General features: G+C 59.5%; 16 protein-coding genes. 3 read left to right on the forward strand and 13 right to left on the reverse strand.

Going from position 1 to position 14,969, the window contains the following annotated elements:
• Positions 1-51: 51 nt before the first annotated feature.
• From AC0V6K_RS01370 to AC0V6K_RS01400, 7 genes are all read right to left on the reverse strand, one after another.
• A complete protein-coding gene (locus tag AC0V6K_RS01370; protein WP_472624038.1) occupies positions 52-1,569 on the reverse strand; it encodes a SulP family inorganic anion transporter in 1,518 nt (505 codons plus the stop codon).
• A 75-nt stretch (positions 1,570-1,644) separates the two neighbouring features.
• A complete protein-coding gene (locus AC0V6K_RS01375) occupies positions 1,645-1,983 on the reverse strand; it encodes a hypothetical protein (protein WP_472624040.1) in 339 nt (112 codons plus the stop codon).
• A 13-nt stretch (positions 1,984-1,996) separates the two neighbouring features.
• The gene (locus tag AC0V6K_RS01380; protein WP_472624042.1) at positions 1,997-3,424 is read right to left on the reverse strand and encodes a serine hydrolase domain-containing protein; all 1,428 of its coding nucleotides are present in this window, start codon (positions 3,422-3,424) and stop codon (positions 1,997-1,999) included.
• Entirely contained in the window at positions 3,421-4,032 is a 612-nt protein-coding gene (locus AC0V6K_RS01385) for a GyrI-like domain-containing protein (protein WP_472624044.1), read from the reverse strand. Before AC0V6K_RS01385 ends, AC0V6K_RS01380 begins: the two co-directional genes overlap by 4 nt.
• A 20-nt stretch (positions 4,033-4,052) precedes the next feature.
• Positions 4,053-5,012, reverse strand: coding sequence for a hypothetical protein (locus AC0V6K_RS01390; protein WP_486172531.1), 960 nt, complete (start codon positions 5,010-5,012; stop codon positions 4,053-4,055).
• 1 nt (position 5,013) lies between these two features.
• Positions 5,014-6,231 carry a trans-sulfuration enzyme family protein gene (locus AC0V6K_RS01395; RefSeq protein WP_472624048.1) on the reverse strand — a complete coding sequence of 406 codons (1,218 nt, stop codon included), beginning with the start codon at positions 6,229-6,231 and terminating at the stop codon, positions 5,014-5,016.
• Positions 6,232-6,244: 13 nt separating this feature from the next.
• Positions 6,245-6,793: a TetR/AcrR family transcriptional regulator gene (locus tag AC0V6K_RS01400; RefSeq protein WP_472624050.1), complete on the reverse strand. Its 549-nt coding sequence runs from the start codon at positions 6,791-6,793 to the stop codon at positions 6,245-6,247.
• A 76-nt stretch (positions 6,794-6,869) separates the two neighbouring features.
• On the opposite strand from AC0V6K_RS01400, the gene AC0V6K_RS01405 reads away from it, so the two are divergent.
• The 3 genes from AC0V6K_RS01405 to AC0V6K_RS01415 are packed head-to-tail and all read left to right on the forward strand — an operon-like array spanning position 6,870 to position 9,110.
• Positions 6,870-7,286: a hypothetical protein gene (locus AC0V6K_RS01405; RefSeq protein ID WP_472624052.1), complete on the forward strand. Its 417-nt coding sequence runs from the start codon at positions 6,870-6,872 to the stop codon at positions 7,284-7,286.
• A gap of 45 nt (positions 7,287-7,331) precedes the next feature.
• Positions 7,332-8,678 carry a glycosyltransferase family 39 protein gene (locus tag AC0V6K_RS01410; protein WP_472624054.1) on the forward strand — a complete coding sequence of 449 codons (1,347 nt, stop codon included), beginning with the start codon at positions 7,332-7,334 and terminating at the stop codon, positions 8,676-8,678.
• 15 nt (positions 8,679-8,693) lie between these two features.
• Positions 8,694-9,110 (forward strand): hypothetical protein, encoded by a 417-nt coding sequence (locus tag AC0V6K_RS01415; RefSeq protein WP_486172532.1) that lies wholly within the window; start codon positions 8,694-8,696, stop codon positions 9,108-9,110.
• On the opposite strand, the gene AC0V6K_RS01420 is transcribed toward AC0V6K_RS01415, so the two are convergent.
• The 6 genes from AC0V6K_RS01420 to AC0V6K_RS01445 form a co-directional block, all read right to left on the reverse strand.
• Complete coding sequence (locus AC0V6K_RS01420; RefSeq protein WP_472624058.1) at positions 9,060-10,160, reverse strand: glycosyltransferase; 1,101 nt, start codon at positions 10,158-10,160, stop codon at positions 9,060-9,062. The two genes, AC0V6K_RS01415 and AC0V6K_RS01420, sit on opposite strands and share 51 nt — an antisense overlap.
• Before the next feature lie 21 nt (positions 10,161-10,181).
• Positions 10,182-11,243 carry a 3-isopropylmalate dehydrogenase gene (leuB, locus tag AC0V6K_RS01425; protein WP_472624060.1) on the reverse strand — a complete coding sequence of 354 codons (1,062 nt, stop codon included), beginning with the start codon at positions 11,241-11,243 and terminating at the stop codon, positions 10,182-10,184.
• Positions 11,244-11,253: 10 nt separating this feature from the next.
• The gene (gene recO, locus AC0V6K_RS01430; protein ID WP_472624062.1) at positions 11,254-11,856 is read right to left on the reverse strand and encodes a DNA repair protein RecO; all 603 of its coding nucleotides are present in this window, start codon (positions 11,854-11,856) and stop codon (positions 11,254-11,256) included.
• Between the two features lie 10 nt (positions 11,857-11,866).
• The gene (locus tag AC0V6K_RS01435; RefSeq protein WP_472624064.1) at positions 11,867-13,864 is read right to left on the reverse strand and encodes a S9 family peptidase; all 1,998 of its coding nucleotides are present in this window, start codon (positions 13,862-13,864) and stop codon (positions 11,867-11,869) included.
• Positions 13,865-13,953: 89 nt separating this feature from the next.
• Positions 13,954-14,202, reverse strand: coding sequence for an accessory factor UbiK family protein (locus AC0V6K_RS01440; RefSeq protein ID WP_472624066.1), 249 nt, complete (start codon positions 14,200-14,202; stop codon positions 13,954-13,956).
• 53 nt (positions 14,203-14,255) lie between these two features.
• Positions 14,256-14,837: a TspO/MBR family protein gene (locus AC0V6K_RS01445; RefSeq protein ID WP_486172533.1), complete on the reverse strand. Its 582-nt coding sequence runs from the start codon at positions 14,835-14,837 to the stop codon at positions 14,256-14,258.
• Between the last annotated feature and the right edge of the window lie 132 nt (positions 14,838-14,969).

The following is a 14,969-nucleotide window of genomic DNA, read 5'->3' on the forward strand; positions in this document are numbered from 1 at the left end:
TAGTATCACATCAAGGGCGGTGCGCGCCAGCAAGTCTCGCCTGCTCTAGCCTCAGCTCATGGGATCCAGCCCGAGCTCGATCCCGGTGCGGTCTTCCAGCGCGAATTTGTCGAACAGGTCAGCGCTTGCTGTGTTCAAGCCGACAACGCGCGTGTGCCGCCCGTTGCGACGCATACGTTCGATCACCTTTTCCAGCGCACCGATGGCAGAGATATCCCAGAAATGCGCCTTGGACACGTCGATCACTACGTTGTGCGCGGCGTCTTCGTACTGGCTTTCCGGACCAAGCTGATCGATGAACTTGTCAACGCTGGCGAAAAAGATCTCGCCCTGCACGCGGTAGACCGACGAATGCGGTCTCCGCTCGCGTTCGACGGTGAAGAGCTGCGTGACTTTCTGCGCAAAGAATATGCCTGACAGAAGCACGCCGACCAGCACACCCAGCGCCAAGTCGTGCGTCCACACAACAACCACGACAGTCGCGACCATAACGACCGAGGATTGCCACGGGTGACGTTGCAGGTTCGGGATCGAGTTCCAGCTGAACGTGCCGATGCTGACCATGATCATCACCGCGACCAGCGCGGGCATGGGCACCTGCCCCACATATGGACCAAGCACGGTGAGCAGGAACAGCAGGAAAGCGCCCGCGACGAATGTCGACAACCGCCCGCGACCGCCGGATGCGACGTTGATGACCGATTGCCCGATCATCGCGCAGCCACCCATTCCGCCGAAGAAGGCGGCGGCGACGTTAGCGACGCCCTGCCCTGCGCTCTCACGACGCTTGTCGCTGTCCGTATGGGTCATATCGTCCACGATCTGCGCGGTCAGCAGACTTTCGAGCAAGCCCACAGCGGCCATCGTCAGCGAGTATGGCGCGATGATCTGGAGGGTTTCGAGCGTGAATGGCACGTTCGGGATCGCAAAGAATGGCAGGCCATCGGGCAACTCGCCCTCGCCCGCGACGTTCTTTACGTCGATGCCCCAGAACACTGTCGCCGCTGTCAGCAGGACGATCGCCACCAACGGGCTCGGCACAACCTTTGTGATGCGCGGGAAGCCGTAAATGATCGCAAGCCCTGCCGCGACCATCGCAAAGGTCTCCCAGCCCACACCGTCATTGTACGGGTTCAGTTGAGGGATCTGCGCCATGAAAATCAGAATCGCGAGCGCATTCACGAAGCCGGTGATGACGGAGCGGCTGACAAACTGCATCAACAGGTCAAGCCGCAGCACGGCCGCGATGCCTTGGAAAATCCCCATCAAGATCGTCGCGGCAAAGAGGTATTCGACCCCGTAATCGCGCACCAGCGGGATCACCACGACAGCCACCGCCGCCGTCGCAGCAGAAATCATGCCCGGACGCCCGCCCGTAAATGCAATCACCATCGCAATCACAACCGATGCGTAGAGACCCACGCTCGGATCAACCCCCGCGATCAGTGCAAATCCAATGGCTTCTGGGATCAGCGCAAGCGCGACAACGATACCGGCAAGAATGTCCTGCCGAGGCTGCGCGAGCCAATCACGCTGGAAGGTGTCCGCAAAAGTGGCGGCTTGAGTCATGGAATCTACCTGAATTCGGGAGGGAGCGCAGCGCCTAGTCGTTTATGCTGCAACGCACAACCACCGGAGTAGTTCTCACCGTCTCAAAATCGCGCGTGCCAAACGGATAATGCCCAAAGTGGCCGCAGCTCCAACGGCCGCTGTGAAACCGGCCACCATGCTCGCACCGATCATCACACCCGCGATGCCGTCACGCAGCTCATTGACCAATGGCAAGAAGCTTAAAGAAGCCCCGCCACCCAGCACGAGGCCGATCAGGATTGCTAATACAATCACCTCAAAAGCCATTCGCGAGCGGAGGAACGCAGCGACCGCACTGCCTGCAACGCAGGCGGCTGCATAGACTAAGAGCATATCGAACACAGTCGGTGAATATTCAGTCAAGCCGTCTTCGTAAATGTCGAAGTTTGACACTGAACCGGAGAGATCAGGCAGCCGTGACCGTCGTTTCGTCGCCAGTGTACGCGAATACAACACGCAGCAGCGCCCAAGCCGGAGCGAGCACCGCCGCCGCTATCAAGCACCATGCAAAGTCAGGTTGGTAAAGCTGGATCGTTGCAAGCGACCCGCCAAACATCGCGGGCAGGATGGAAACAAAAATCCATGCGAGGACAAACATCGCCAGCACGGGGAACCAAAGGCTGAGCCTTCCGGCTGTCGATCCGCGTTTGGCGCGCAGTTTGGCGCGCGAGACCCAGCCGACGACCATCAGCAAAACGAACAAGGGCGGCAGCAGGGCAACCGACAGATAGGCGATCTTGGGGCCCATGCGTGAGCCATCATCATCGTGGTTTTGGCCCATCGCCCGCGCGCCGGTGCCACCGATCAAATACCATGTGTCCGCGAAGCCCAAGCCGCCATTGGCGTTGACCATCACTGCCACAGCTTTTCGATCACTAGGGCTGAAAGACGCGAGCGTTTCACCGCCCGGCACGAGGCCCGTGTGGTACACCGTCTTGCGTTCCGGATCGATCGACCAGCCGAGCCCGTACAAAGGCGACACGTCGCTGGATGGCTCAATCATGCTTGCCTTGGCGCTGGCAGAAACGATGTCGTCTTCTTCGCTCAGCCACATTTTCAGGTAGCGCCCCATATCGTTGGCGCTCGCCATGATACCACCGGCGGGCGCATTGATCGCCAAGGCTTCACCACCTTCGGCTGCCCGCACCCCGCCGAACCATGGGCGGTGGCCAGTCGCGACATTCTCAAGCTTTGCATCTACCGCAATCGAGCTGTTCGTCATGCCAAGCGGCTCGAATATGTTCTCTTCAATGTAGTCGGGATACGATTGTTCGCTAACCTGCTCGATCACCGCGCCTAGTATTTGGTAATTCGCGTTTGAATACTCCCACACTGTCCCGGGCGCATGGACCGGCTCAACCTGTCCCAGCTGCGCGGCGTACTCGAGCAAACCGATGCGTGAGGCATCAACTTCGCCGTGATGGCTATTCCCCTGAACGGTCGAATATCCGCTGGTGTGATTGAGCAGCTGGCGCACAGTAACCGCGTTCGCCGGTCCCGCAGCGAATGCGGCAAGGTGCTTGGAAACCGGATCGTCGAGGTCAAGTTTGTCGGCCTCGACCAGTTGCATGATCGCCAAAGCGGTGAAGCTCTTGGTCACGGACCCGACAGGGAATGCAGTGTCGGCATCAACCGGAGTGCCGCTTCCTTTGACCCGTTCACCGGAACCTTGCGCGAAGATCTGGCCCCCGTCCACCTGCGTGTAGGCGATTCCGGGTGCCGCACTGCCGGGCAGTTCCGCCTCGACAAACGCGTCGACGGGCGAACTCGCCGTACTCGCTGAAAGACTTGTGGCGAGAATGGCGAACAAGGCCGCGATCGAAATGAGCTTCATAAGGCACGCACCGGTTGACGCAGGATCGTTCTCAGCTTTTCGGGCGCTGTTTTTCTGGGGTCGGACAGGTAGATCTCGTGATGGTGACCATTGAAGGTGTATCCGCGCTGAGGGATAACTTCATGGTGCAATCTGTGCAGGACTGGAGCTTCATCCTCAAACGGACCGACATGGAGCTTTGACAGGCACAGACCCTCTTCCAATTGCGTCAGCCTGACTTGGGATAGGTCCAAGTCTGCCTTCTTGGCACGCGCCGCAGCAACGTGGTCTTCCGTGATCCAGTCCGGCTGCATGATCATCAAAGTCCACCGCCATTCATCGCGCCGTCCGGGCTGCGTGTAAGCGTCCATATCATCGGCCCACCACAACCCTTCGAGCGGGGCCACAACGTAATCTCGACCAAGCTCGATCTTGCTGAAGAACTTGGTCGCGAAGGCCAGCGGATAAAGTGCTTCAAGCGCAGCGATGTATTCTGGTGAATCGCCGGGCGAGCCCTGGCCATCAATCATCAAGTAGGAATGCGGGCCAAATGTCTGCTCGATGAAATCCTTCGAAGGCGCGGTGAAATACGCCTTCTCGGTTTTCTTGAGATCGACCTTGGCCTGCATCTTCCTCCTTCCCGAACGTGTCAGCCCTCGATCACGCCCAGCTCGACCGCCTGCTGCCGCAGTTTTGCCGCCTCTTCGATTGACTCGCGATAGACGCGGATCGAGTTCATCGAGCCGCCCTCGCCTGCAAAGTTCATTTCAGCATACAGGGAATTCTTAGTGTCTTCCAACCGCCACTCGCACCTTTCTGGCGCCCACTTGCCGGTTGGCCGGAAGCACTGGACCGAAATCGGCTTGCCCAACTCTTCAAATGCCCGTTGAAAGACTGCGCGCGCATCCGCCATGCCAAACCCGTTGACGTGCTTTATCTCCACATCGAAGTAGCGATCGTGAGTGATATACGCGACGTTGGTTGCGTCACTGGTGAATTCGGCAAGCTTCTCGAGATCGCCGGATAAAACCGCATCCCCCAGCAAATCCCGCTTTCTGGCCTCCTCCAACTCCTTCAGCCGCATGCGTTCTTCGTAAGCCGCGCGCGGTTCGGTCGTGACGCCAGAACCCAAGACAATGGGAGGAGGGAATTCGCCGGATTCAAACTTCTTCCGTACTTCCTCTTCCCGGGCCTTTTTCGCAGTTAAGGTCTCAATCCGACCAACGTACAAATACGGGTTCGCGTCCTCGCCAACGTGATTGAAGATCATCGAATATTGCTGGTCGTCAGGGCAATCCCAGATCATCTTCTCGATCGCTACGGCGGTTTTGAGCGAGGTGTGCTCCGCAAGCTCACAGCTGGCGAGCAATGCGACCAACTCGGCTTGGGTGAAGTACTGATAGAAACGCTGGCGACCGAACATATCGTTCACAGAGGCAATGCGGCTCGCCGCTTTTTCCAGTTCGCCGTTTTCAATCTCTTGCAAAAACTCGACCATCACCGGGTGGGGTGGAGAACGAAGTTCAGCATATCTTTCTTCAGCCAGCGCCGCACTTTGTGGAGCCAGCGCAGCTAGCGTCGCCATGACCAATGCTATGATCGAACGCATCCTAAATCCCCGCCTTGCTCAAAGCCTGATCCATATCCTCGCGCAGGTCGTCGATATGCTCAAGGCCGACATTGATCCGCAGCAGCCCCTCGGACACGCCCATTTCAGCGCGGGCCTCATCACCCAGATTGGCGTGGGTGCTGCTGGCCGGGTGGCACATCAGACTGCGCGCATCGCCAATATTGTTAGAGATATCGACCAGCTCCAGCGCGTCGAGGATTTGGAAGGCACGCTCACGCGTCCCAACATCAAAGGCGAAGATCGGGCCGGTCGCATCCATCTGGTCCAGAGCCATCTGGTGGCGCGCATGGCTTGGAAGACCGGGATGGCGCATGTGACCGTCCGCTGCCGTTATGCGCGGTTCGAGGAATTCGCCCAGCTTGACGGCATTCTCGCTCTGGCGGTGTGCGCGCAGCTCAAGAGTTTCGAGCCCCTTGTGCACCACCCATGCGTTGAAAGCCGAGATGGTCGGGCCGGTGTTGCGCTGGAACGGCATCAGGACCTCGTTGATCCATTGCTCGGTCCCGCAGATCGCGCCGGCGAGCACCCTGCCCTGCCCGTCCATCAGCTTGGTCGCACTGTAAGCCACCACATCCGCGCCGAACTCCATCGGGCGTTGCAAAGCAGGCGAGGCAAAGGCGTTATCAACCACCGTGGTGATCCCGTGTGCCCGTGCAAGGTCGCATACATATTGCAGATCCACGATATCGAGCGTCGGGTTGGCAGGGGTCTCGAAGAAAAACACCTTGGTGTTTGGCTTGATCGCCGCTTCCCACGCCGCATTGTTGGTGCTGTCGATCACGCTGACTTCAATGCCGAAGCGCGGGCACAAATGGTCCAGCAACCAACGACACGATCCGAATGCCGCACGCGCGCCGACCACGTGATCGCCTGCCGAAAGCTGGCTGAGCAAGGCCGCCGTCATCGCCGCCATACCGCTGGCCTGTGCACGGCATGCCTCTGCCCCTTCGAGCAGCGCGATGCGTTCTTCCAGCATCGCGACAGTCGGGTTTTGAAGGCGGGTATAGGTCATGCCCTGCGCGTCACCCGCAAACCGGTCTGCTACCGTTTGCGCGTCGTCATAGGTATAGCCGGATGTGAGGAACAGCGCCTCGCTCGTCTCGCCATGCTCACTGCGCCAAGTGCCGCCCCGCACAGATTGTGTCGCGGGTCGCCATTTGCGCGTTTTTGCGCGGTCCATGCCAGTGGTTTTCTTCATCTTGCCGGGAGAGTTAGTCTGCGGACAGCCCGCCCGCAACCAATCCTTGGCTTGCAGTGTCATCATGGCCGACTACACCGAGCATCAGGGTCCCCTCCAACAGCGTCATGAGATAGCGCGCGCCTCCTGCGGGATCAGGATCATCCGAAGGCATTTGCGTTTCGAGCCAGCCGAGCTGCTTGGTCATCATCGCGTCCGCAGCCTCTTTGTAGCCGGGAACACCGCGCGCGCTGCCCGCAACGATTTCCCACCACAAGGTCATGAAGGGTTGCATCATCGGGTGACGCCCCTGTTCAAGAACACGCTCAAAACACTCGGCGCGGGTCTTCGGTCGCTCCGCCCCCATCGCTGCTTCGAGCGCGGTCGAGTAAATGCCGGCAATGTGCTCAAGCAGGTCCGCAACCAGCGCCTCCTTGTTACCGAAGTGGTAAATCAACATCCGGTCGCTGGTCCCGGCCGCCTTGGCGAGCGGGCGAAGGCTCGCTCCGCCCAGCCCATTATTGAGGACATGCGCGGCAAGGCGTGGCAAAAGCGTTTCACGAGAGAGTTGAGCACTCGACATTTTGCCCTTGTAGCGAGTGCTACAATCAGTTACCAGCGTTTGTAGCACTCGCTACATAATTCGGAGATTCGCCGTCATGGATATCCTGCAAGTCACTTTCGTCGCCGTCTTGGTTCTCGCCCTTCCGGCCTTCCTGCACATTATCATCAACAAGCCGGTCAGCGGCAACGCCACCCTTGCTGCGATGCTATGCGGCGGCTTTGCGGCATACACGGCGGTTCAGATTTGGTCCGAAGGCGTGGTCATGTTCTGGACCAACCACACAGTGAACCTTACCGGAATTCAGGTGTGGTGGGATCTCGTAATGTGCGTTGTCATCGCGCTGTTCTTCATCGCACCCCGCGCACGAGCAGTGGGCATGAACGTGCCGCTATGGGGTCTGCTCGCCGCCTGCACCGCCAGCATCGGACTTCTCGCCATGATCGCGCGGCTATTCTGGCTTGAAAGTCAACAAGCTGGCGAAACAAAGCCTGCAAAGGCAGCAAAAGCGTAAACACGCTTGCCCCGACATTGCGGGCTGCCTAACGCATCGCCCGTAATGTCGCAGGATGACTATTCCCCGCAGCCCGTCGCCGAGGAGTTTCACGGCACCCATCTCGCCTTGAGCGATCCATGGATATGGTGCCTTGCGATCCCCTTGATCTTCGGCCTGCTGGCGAGCGTCCGGCTGACCGTTCTCGACTTCGCCTATTTTGACGAGGTTCACTACATCCCGGCGGCCAAGGAATGGATGACGCTGCTAACCGGTGAGAACGGGGAGTACGTCAATCCCGAACACCCGCCCTTTGGCAAGCAACTGTTGGCGCTCAGTATCTACTGGTTTGGTGACAATCCGTTTGGCTGGCGCATTCTGTCATTGGTGGCCGGTGTCATCGCGGTCGGGGCCAGCATGCGCGCTCTGTGGCATGCCAGCAATGACCGCGTTGCCACGATTATGTTTGGCATTCTGCTGGCGACCGGATTTCACCTGTTCATCCAAGCCCGCATTGCGATGCTGGACATCACGATGGCGGCGTTTTTGTGCGTGGCGACATGGTTCTTCGCCTCCGCCATCCAAAAGCCGGAGCAAGGCCGCTGGCGGCTGGCCATTTGCGGCGCAGCCGTTGGGCTTGCCCTCGCCTCCAAATGGAACGCCATCCCACTGGCGATTGTGCCGGGTATCACCTTCTTTGCCGCGCGGCTTTCTGCCGGGCGCAAGCACCTGATCACCAGCACACGTGGCATGCCGGTGCCGGGTGTGTCTCTGGCCGAAGCTTTCCTGTGGCTCGGTGTGCTGCCGCTGACGGTCTATGCCCTGACCTATTGGCCCGGAGCCTATCTGCACGAATATTTGCGCCCGTCACTGGTGGCGGAAAAGGGGCTGATTGGGTTGCACCTGCATATGTATGACCTGCAACAGCAAGTCGTCGATCCGCATCCCTACATGAGCAATTGGCAGCAATGGATCACGAACACGCGCGGAATCTGGTATTATTACGAGATGCGCGAAGGCGTGCAGCGCGGGGTACTGCTGATCGGCAATCCAGCGACAATGCTGCTAGGCCTGCCTGCGCTGCTGTGGTGCCTGGTGTCGGGTCTACACCGCAATGACTGGGCGAAGCTGGCCGTGGTCGTCGGCTATGGCGTTGCCTTCGGCTTCTGGTTGATCGCGCCCAAGCCGGTGCAGTTCTATTATCACTATGTGATGCCCAGCCTGTTCCTGCTCGGCGCCTTGGCGCTGACGCTCAGCGATTTGTGGCGCGCACCAAATTGGCGCTGGGTCAGCGTAGGCGTGATGATCCTGAGCGTCCTGATGTTCGCTTATTTCTGGCCGGTCCTCACCGCAGCCGATCTCGGCAGCGACCGTGCGTTCATCAAATGGCGCTGGCTGGATGGGTGGGGTTAAGTGATGCACAGTTTGTTGACAGCTCTGTCTCTTTCGCTGGCGATTGCCCCGCCGCCCGTGGGGAAAGACGGCTACCCCGATTGTCCAAGACCGGCAGGCAAGCTTTCGATCGACGAGGATGCACTGTTCCGCGCCTTTCCGAGCCATGTAGAACGAATTTTACCCGTTCCTGTCGAAGTCAATTTTCAGTGCCGCGTCGACAGATCAGGACGCTTCGTTGAATGTTCATGGTGGACCGGTTCCAACCTCACCGACGCGCAGTCGGTAACGCTCTCCAAGGTCATGTTCCGCGCTCTGCAGGCGGTGACAACAGACACGCCCAATCAACCGTGCGTGGTGAGCAAGCTCACGTTCAATTTCGGAAAGAGCGCTCGCGAAGGTTCAATACCGCCCCCAGACGAAACGGCTGCTGAGGGCGAAGTTCCAGACTGATCCGATCAGAATCCCGCATAAGGCTGCGAGCGCCCAGTAGACACCATTGGCCTGCAGCAAAGTCGCCACCGCCACGTTGGCAAAGCCGCCCACCGCGCACGTCGCACAGAACCCTGCCCAGCCGCGCAGCACCTCTCCCCAGCCGGTCAGCCGCGCGTCGCGATAGGTCAGCCAGTTGTTCAGCCAGAAGTTGAAGCTCATCGCGCTCAGCACCGCGATGCCCTGCGCGATGGTGAAGGACAGGCCCGCCGTTCGCTCGAACACGAACAGAACGCTCGCCAGCACCGCCATATGCACGATCACGCCCAACGCGCCGACCGTGCCGAAGAGCGCGAACCGCGTCGGGATAAGCCGACCCAGCGTCTTGTCATAAAGACCTGCGAGAAAATCGAAGGCGATGGCGCGGTCCAGTTTGCTCTCCCCTTCGCGGCGTGCGGCGAATTTGAGCGGGAATTCCTTCACCCGCATCGGGTGATCGGAGGTCGCCAGCAGATCGAGCAATATCTTGAACCCGATGCCCGACAGGCGCGGCACCAGCGCGCGGGCCGTGGCGGTTGGCAGCATGAAGTACCCGCTCATCGGGTCGGACAATTCCACACCGGTCAACCGACGCGCCATCGCGTTGGCCATGCCGGAAAGCTTCTCGCGCTCGGGATTGGCCCAATCCTCGGTGCTCGCCCCTTCGGCAAAGCGGCTGGCAACGCAAATTTCCGCCTCGCCCGCTTTCAGCGCGGTCAGCATCTTGGGCAGCAATGCCGGATCGTGTTGGTGGTCCGCGTCCATAACCGCAGCATAAGGCGCGGCGGTGGCGCAGAAGCCTTCTATTGCGGCGCTGGCCAATCCCCGCCGCCCGATCCGCTGGATCACCCGCACACGGTGGTCGGTCAATGCCAGCTCACGGGCTTCATCCGCAGTGCCATCCGCGCTGTTGTCGTCAACAATCAGGACTTCCCAGCCGCCCTTGCCCAGCGCGCCCTCGATACGCTCGACCAGCGGTCCAAGATTGCCGCGCTCATTCAGCGTGGGAAGGATGATGGCGAGTTCGAGCATCTCTGAGCGAGCGCTATGGGATCAAAGCCGCGCCAGCACAGCCTCACCGATTTCGGCCGTGCCGTGCTCACCGCCCAGATCGCCGCCGCGAATGCCGTCTGCCAGAGCTTTCTCGACTGCCTGCTCAACCCGTTGAGCATCTTCTTCACGGCCAAACGAATGGCGCAGCATCATCGCGACCGACAGGATCGTCGCCATCGGGTTCGCTTTACCCTGTCCCGCAATATCGGGCGCGCTGCCATGGATCGGCTCATACAGGCCAAAGATTCCGTAATCGGTCTGACGTTCCCCGACAGAGGCGCTGGGCAGCAGACCAATCGAGCCAACCGCCGCGCTGGCCAGATCAGACAGAATATCGCCGAACAGATTGCCGGTCAGGATCACACCGAATTGATCGGGATTGCTGATGATCTGCATCGCGGCGTTGTCGACATACATGTGATGCAAGTCGATGTCGGGATGCGAACCCGCCGCCTCATTCACCGTGTCGCGCCAAACCTGACTGGTTTCGAGCACATTGGCCTTGTCCACGCTGGTGACGCGCAGCTTGTTGTTCCTCGCACGCGATGTGCGGAACGCGACCTGTGCGATGCGGTGCGCCTCTGCAGCGGAATAGGACATCATGTCCCAACCCGTGCGTCCGGTGCCCTCACCGCGTTGGCCCTTGTCACCGAAATAGACATCGCCGGTCAGCTCACGCACGATCATCATGTCCATCGCTTTGGCGATTTCAGGGCGCAGCGGAGAAAGGTGCTCCAGCCCCTCAAACACTTTGGCGGGGCGCAGATTGGCGAACAGGTCCAGCTCTTTGCGAAGCCCCAGAATGGCCTGCTCAGGCCGCAAATGCCGCGCGAGGTCATCGCATTCCGGATCACCCACAGCGCCAAACAAGATGGCGTCGCAAGCCTTTGCGATGGTCAGCGTTTCGGCAGGAAGCGGATGGCCATGACGCTTGTAGGCCACCCCGCCCACATCGCCATCGAACAATATCAGACCCGGCAGATCGAGCGCTTCGAGCACCTTCACCGCCTCGCTGGTGACTTCAGGACCAATCCCGTCTCCGGGCAACACCGCTATCTTCATGAGGGGCTCCTCATTTAATCATGCGGGCGAGCTTTTCGCCCAACAGCACGCGGGCGGCCATAACATCGCTTTTGCTGTCGGCAAGCAGGTAGCGGGATAAGGGTGTGTGCAATTTGCGAAAGGTCTCGAACTGGGCGGGCAGATCGGCGGCGGCGTCAGGCTTTGTTCCGCCATAGCCAAGCTGGCTCATCAACATCGCTTCGTAGGTGTTCATTGCCGCCAGCCAGCCGCGCGCAGATGGCGCGTGGCAGATGGCCGAAAGAAGTGCATCAAGGGCGCTGTAGAGCGCGGGGTACGGCGCACGCTCGGGCAGCGCAGCGGCGGTAAGTACACAAGCCCAGCTGATTGCTGCGGCGGGCAAAGGCTCGGTCATCCACGGTCCGCGGCTTTCCTCCAGCTCTATCCGCGCAAATGGCAGCTGGCTGTCCGATTTTGAACGCAGCTCCAGCGCGACACGGTTGCCGGGGATCATAACGGGGCGCAATTGCCGCCCACGCCCGCCCGCAACATAGCCCGCGACCAGCCCATGCTCTTCGGTCATCAGACGCGCGATGGAGGCTGTTTCTCCATGCGGGCGCGAGGCGACAAGGATGGCACGGGCGCTAAGCTGCATGCGCGCAGCATTACTCGCCCTTGTCGGTCAGTCCCAGCTTTTCTTCGATGAACTCGGCCTGCTTGCGATAATAGAACAGCTGGTTCGACAGTTTGCGCCAGCCATGGCCTTCGTCCGGGATGCGGATGAAGGGGGCCTCGATACCATTGGCGCGTAGCGTTTTCACCATCACTTCGGTCTCATAGATATCGATGCGCGGGTCTTTGACACCGTGCGAATACAGGACCGGCACCGTGATCTGGTCCGCTTTGCGGATTGGCGAATTGACGGTGTAGAAATCGCGCCACTTCTTCTCAGAGATGTCGCCATATTCGATCTTGTCCGCCGCCTTCAGGGCAGGCGACGCGATCTCCAGTGCGGTCACCCAGTCGGCCACACCATAAAGCGATACGCCAGCGGCAAATTCGCCGGGGAATTCGGCCAGAACGGCGTTCACGGCGTAACCACCGTACGAACCGCCCATAACCGCCGCACGGTCTCCATCGATCAGGCCTTTGGCTGCTAAGGCATCTTTCAACTCCACAAGGTCGCGAATGGAATCGATCCTTTTCTCGCGGTCATCCAAGCGCGCATAGGACCGACCAAAACCCGTCGAGCCACGAATATTGGGTTCGAATACCGCGACGCCGCGCGCGACATGATACTGTGCGATGGCATCATAGGTCGCTTGCGACTGGGCCGACGGGCCACCGTGAACAGAGAAGACAACTGGCGGCGCATTTTCGTCTGCCTCCGCCCCTTCCGGCAAATAGAGCAGCCCCTGCAAAAAGACCCCGTCGCGCGATTCATGGCGGAACACCTTAGGCCGCACGAGCCGTTCGGGATCGAGCCCGGCATAGTTCGCGCTGAACACCTTTCTGGCGGTTCCGGCGATTGGATTAGTCATCCACAACTCACCGGGTGTCTTCCATCCGTTTACGCCAACGAGCAGGTTGGCATCACCCTCGCAATCAAGTGTGTAATTGCCCTCAGGAAGATCGGGCATTTCGAGCGGCCGTTTTTGGGTCGTGTGCCACCCGCGAAGGTTATCGAACCCGTCCGCGTTTTGAGTGAAGAACAAATAGCTGCCCGCTGGCCCATCACCGCATAGCGTCAGGTTTTCAACGTCAGTGCCCGTTTCGAAGACCCGCTGTGCGGTACCGCTTTGAATGCTGTAGAAGGAAAGAGTGCCAAATTCGCGATCACGGTTGGTGGAGAAGTAGAAACCGGCTGAATTGGGCCACCACTCAAACCCTCCCAACGTGTGACTGGCCCTGTCTTCTTCCAACGGCTTGGAGATCGCTTTCAGTTGCTTGGTGGTCAGGTCCAGAAGATAGAGGTTGTCACCATCCTCTCCAACGGTCTCGGTCACGAGTGCATACTTGCCGTCGGGAGAGATGGATTGCGGCGCAAGACCTCGCTCGGCCTCGACGATTAGCTCGCTCTTCCCATCCATCGTTCCGCGATAAACATCGAACACGCCGGTGCCGCGTGCTGTCGACGCGTAGACAAAGCTGCCGTCGCTCGCGAAATCGCCAAAACGGCGGAAATCTCCGCGCGCAGCCGGCAAAACTTCCGTTTCCTTGGTTCCGTCTGCGGTGACAACGAAGTATCCCGGCTGTTCATTGCCGTCCTTATCGGCGGAATAGAACAGGCCCTTGCCATCCGGTGTCCAGATCGGCGCACTTACGCCGGTCTTGAAAGTCACTTGCTGTGGCACACCACCCTCGGCGGGCATCACCCACAGCTCGCTTTCGCCGGTGACGTCCCACGCAAAAGCGATTGTCTTTCCATCAGGTGAGAGGTTGGCGCTGCCCGGGCCGTTTGCGAGGAGATAGCGGGCTATGTCCGCCGGATAATCGCCTGCGCGGCCAATGGTGACATCACCACTTGTCGGTTCCATTGCCTCGATCGACATATCCGCGCCCTTGGCCCCGCCAAAGGTCTCCGCGCTGTCTTGAGCGATTGCGCTAGTAGGCAACACCGCAGCCAAGACGGCGGCAGTGCAAAGCAGGGAGTTGCGAGTCATGGGGGCCTCTATCGTGACGGGATCTCTATCCCGAGAAACGTAGAGGATATGAATTTGGTTTCAAAGCCGCAGTGAGCAGCTGAAGCGGCTTACTTGCCCAGTTTTGCCTCAAGCTCGGCAACTTTCGCCTCAAGAGTATCGGCCTGTTCGCGGGCTTTTTGTGCCATGGCTTTGACCGTTTCAAACTCTTCACGGCTGACAAAGTCCATACCGCCCATGGCCTCACGCATGCGCTCACGCGCGCTTTCGCGGGCCTCGCGGGTCATGCCCGCCATGGTACCTGCCGCGCTGTTGGCGAGTTTGACGAAGTCGGCGATTATCGGGTTTTCGCTTTGCATACGCGCTATGTGGCTATCGCGATGGAAAAGAGCAAGACGATTTGATCACACGATCAGAGCTCGATGCGCTCCACGGCACCGCTGTCTGTCGCGGTACCGCCATCAGGGTTATCTAGAATGAAGGCGTAATTGAGCACCGTCGCAAAGCAGACCCATGCGAAATACGGTACCAACAACGCGGCGGCGAGCTTCCGGACGCGGGCGAAGAAGAAGATCGTAACGATCAACGTCAGGATCGCCGCACCCAAAACATAAAGCGCGCCCTGCATATTCTGCGCGCCAAAGAAGACGGGCGTCCAGGCGAGCGTGATCGGAAAATGGATGGCGAAGGCGATTAAGGCAACGCCCCGCCCATGCGCGCCCCACGCACTCGCGACCAGCGCGACCGAGAAGCCGATCATTGTGAACAACACCGCCCAGACAATCCCAAATACAGCAGGAGGAGGGAAGATCGATGGTTTGTTCAGACCCGCAAACCATGCAGTGTCAGGGCTGCCAAACTCACCGGACAGAAAGCCGAGGAGCACGATCAAGGGCACCATGAAGAGCGACCAGCGCAAGAAGCTCGCCCGCAATTGCGACTTGGATGCCAGAAGGTTCATGTCTGCTCTCTCAAGGCTGGGACCGGTGAACATGCAGAATCGCACACCACCCGCAATCAATGCTCGCGCGATACACATCTGCACCGCGCACGCCAATCAGATCGGCTTCGCAGCAAGACCTCATGTCCCCATTTCGCGCACAAATCGAAAAAAATGTGGTGTGAT

It is taken from the genome of Erythrobacter sp. S43, from assembly GCF_057364955.1.

Bases quoted from the DNA above. Each gene is read 5' to 3' on its own strand.
- AC0V6K_RS01370 (WP_472624038.1), bottom strand. From the start codon at position 1,569: ATGACTCAAGCCGCCACTTTTGCGGACACCTTCCAGCGTGATTGGCTC.
- AC0V6K_RS01380 (WP_472624042.1), bottom strand. From the start codon at position 3,424: ATGAAGCTCATTTCGATCGCGGCCTTGTTCGCCATTCTCGCCACAAGT.
- AC0V6K_RS01385 (WP_472624044.1), bottom strand. From the start codon at position 4,032: ATGCAGGCCAAGGTCGATCTCAAGAAAACCGAGAAGGCGTATTTCACC.
- AC0V6K_RS01390 (WP_486172531.1), bottom strand. From the start codon at position 5,012: ATGCGTTCGATCATAGCATTGGTCATGGCGACGCTAGCTGCGCTGGCT.
- AC0V6K_RS01395 (WP_472624048.1), bottom strand. From the start codon at position 6,231: ATGAAGAAAACCACTGGCATGGACCGCGCAAAAACGCGCAAATGGCGA.
- AC0V6K_RS01400 (WP_472624050.1), bottom strand. From the start codon at position 6,793: ATGTCGAGTGCTCAACTCTCTCGTGAAACGCTTTTGCCACGCCTTGCC.
- AC0V6K_RS01405 (WP_472624052.1), top strand. From the start codon at position 6,870: ATGGATATCCTGCAAGTCACTTTCGTCGCCGTCTTGGTTCTCGCCCTT.
- AC0V6K_RS01410 (WP_472624054.1), top strand. From the start codon at position 7,332: ATGTCGCAGGATGACTATTCCCCGCAGCCCGTCGCCGAGGAGTTTCAC.
- AC0V6K_RS01420 (WP_472624058.1), bottom strand. From the start codon at position 10,160: ATGCTCGAACTCGCCATCATCCTTCCCACGCTGAATGAGCGCGGCAAT.
- leuB (WP_472624060.1), bottom strand. From the start codon at position 11,243: ATGAAGATAGCGGTGTTGCCCGGAGACGGGATTGGTCCTGAAGTCACC.
- recO (WP_472624062.1), bottom strand. From the start codon at position 11,856: ATGCAGCTTAGCGCCCGTGCCATCCTTGTCGCCTCGCGCCCGCATGGA.
- AC0V6K_RS01435 (WP_472624064.1), bottom strand. From the start codon at position 13,864: ATGACTCGCAACTCCCTGCTTTGCACTGCCGCCGTCTTGGCTGCGGTG.
- AC0V6K_RS01440 (WP_472624066.1), bottom strand. From the start codon at position 14,202: ATGCAAAGCGAAAACCCGATAATCGCCGACTTCGTCAAACTCGCCAAC.
- AC0V6K_RS01445 (WP_486172533.1), bottom strand. From the start codon at position 14,837: ATGTTCACCGGTCCCAGCCTTGAGAGAGCAGACATGAACCTTCTGGCA.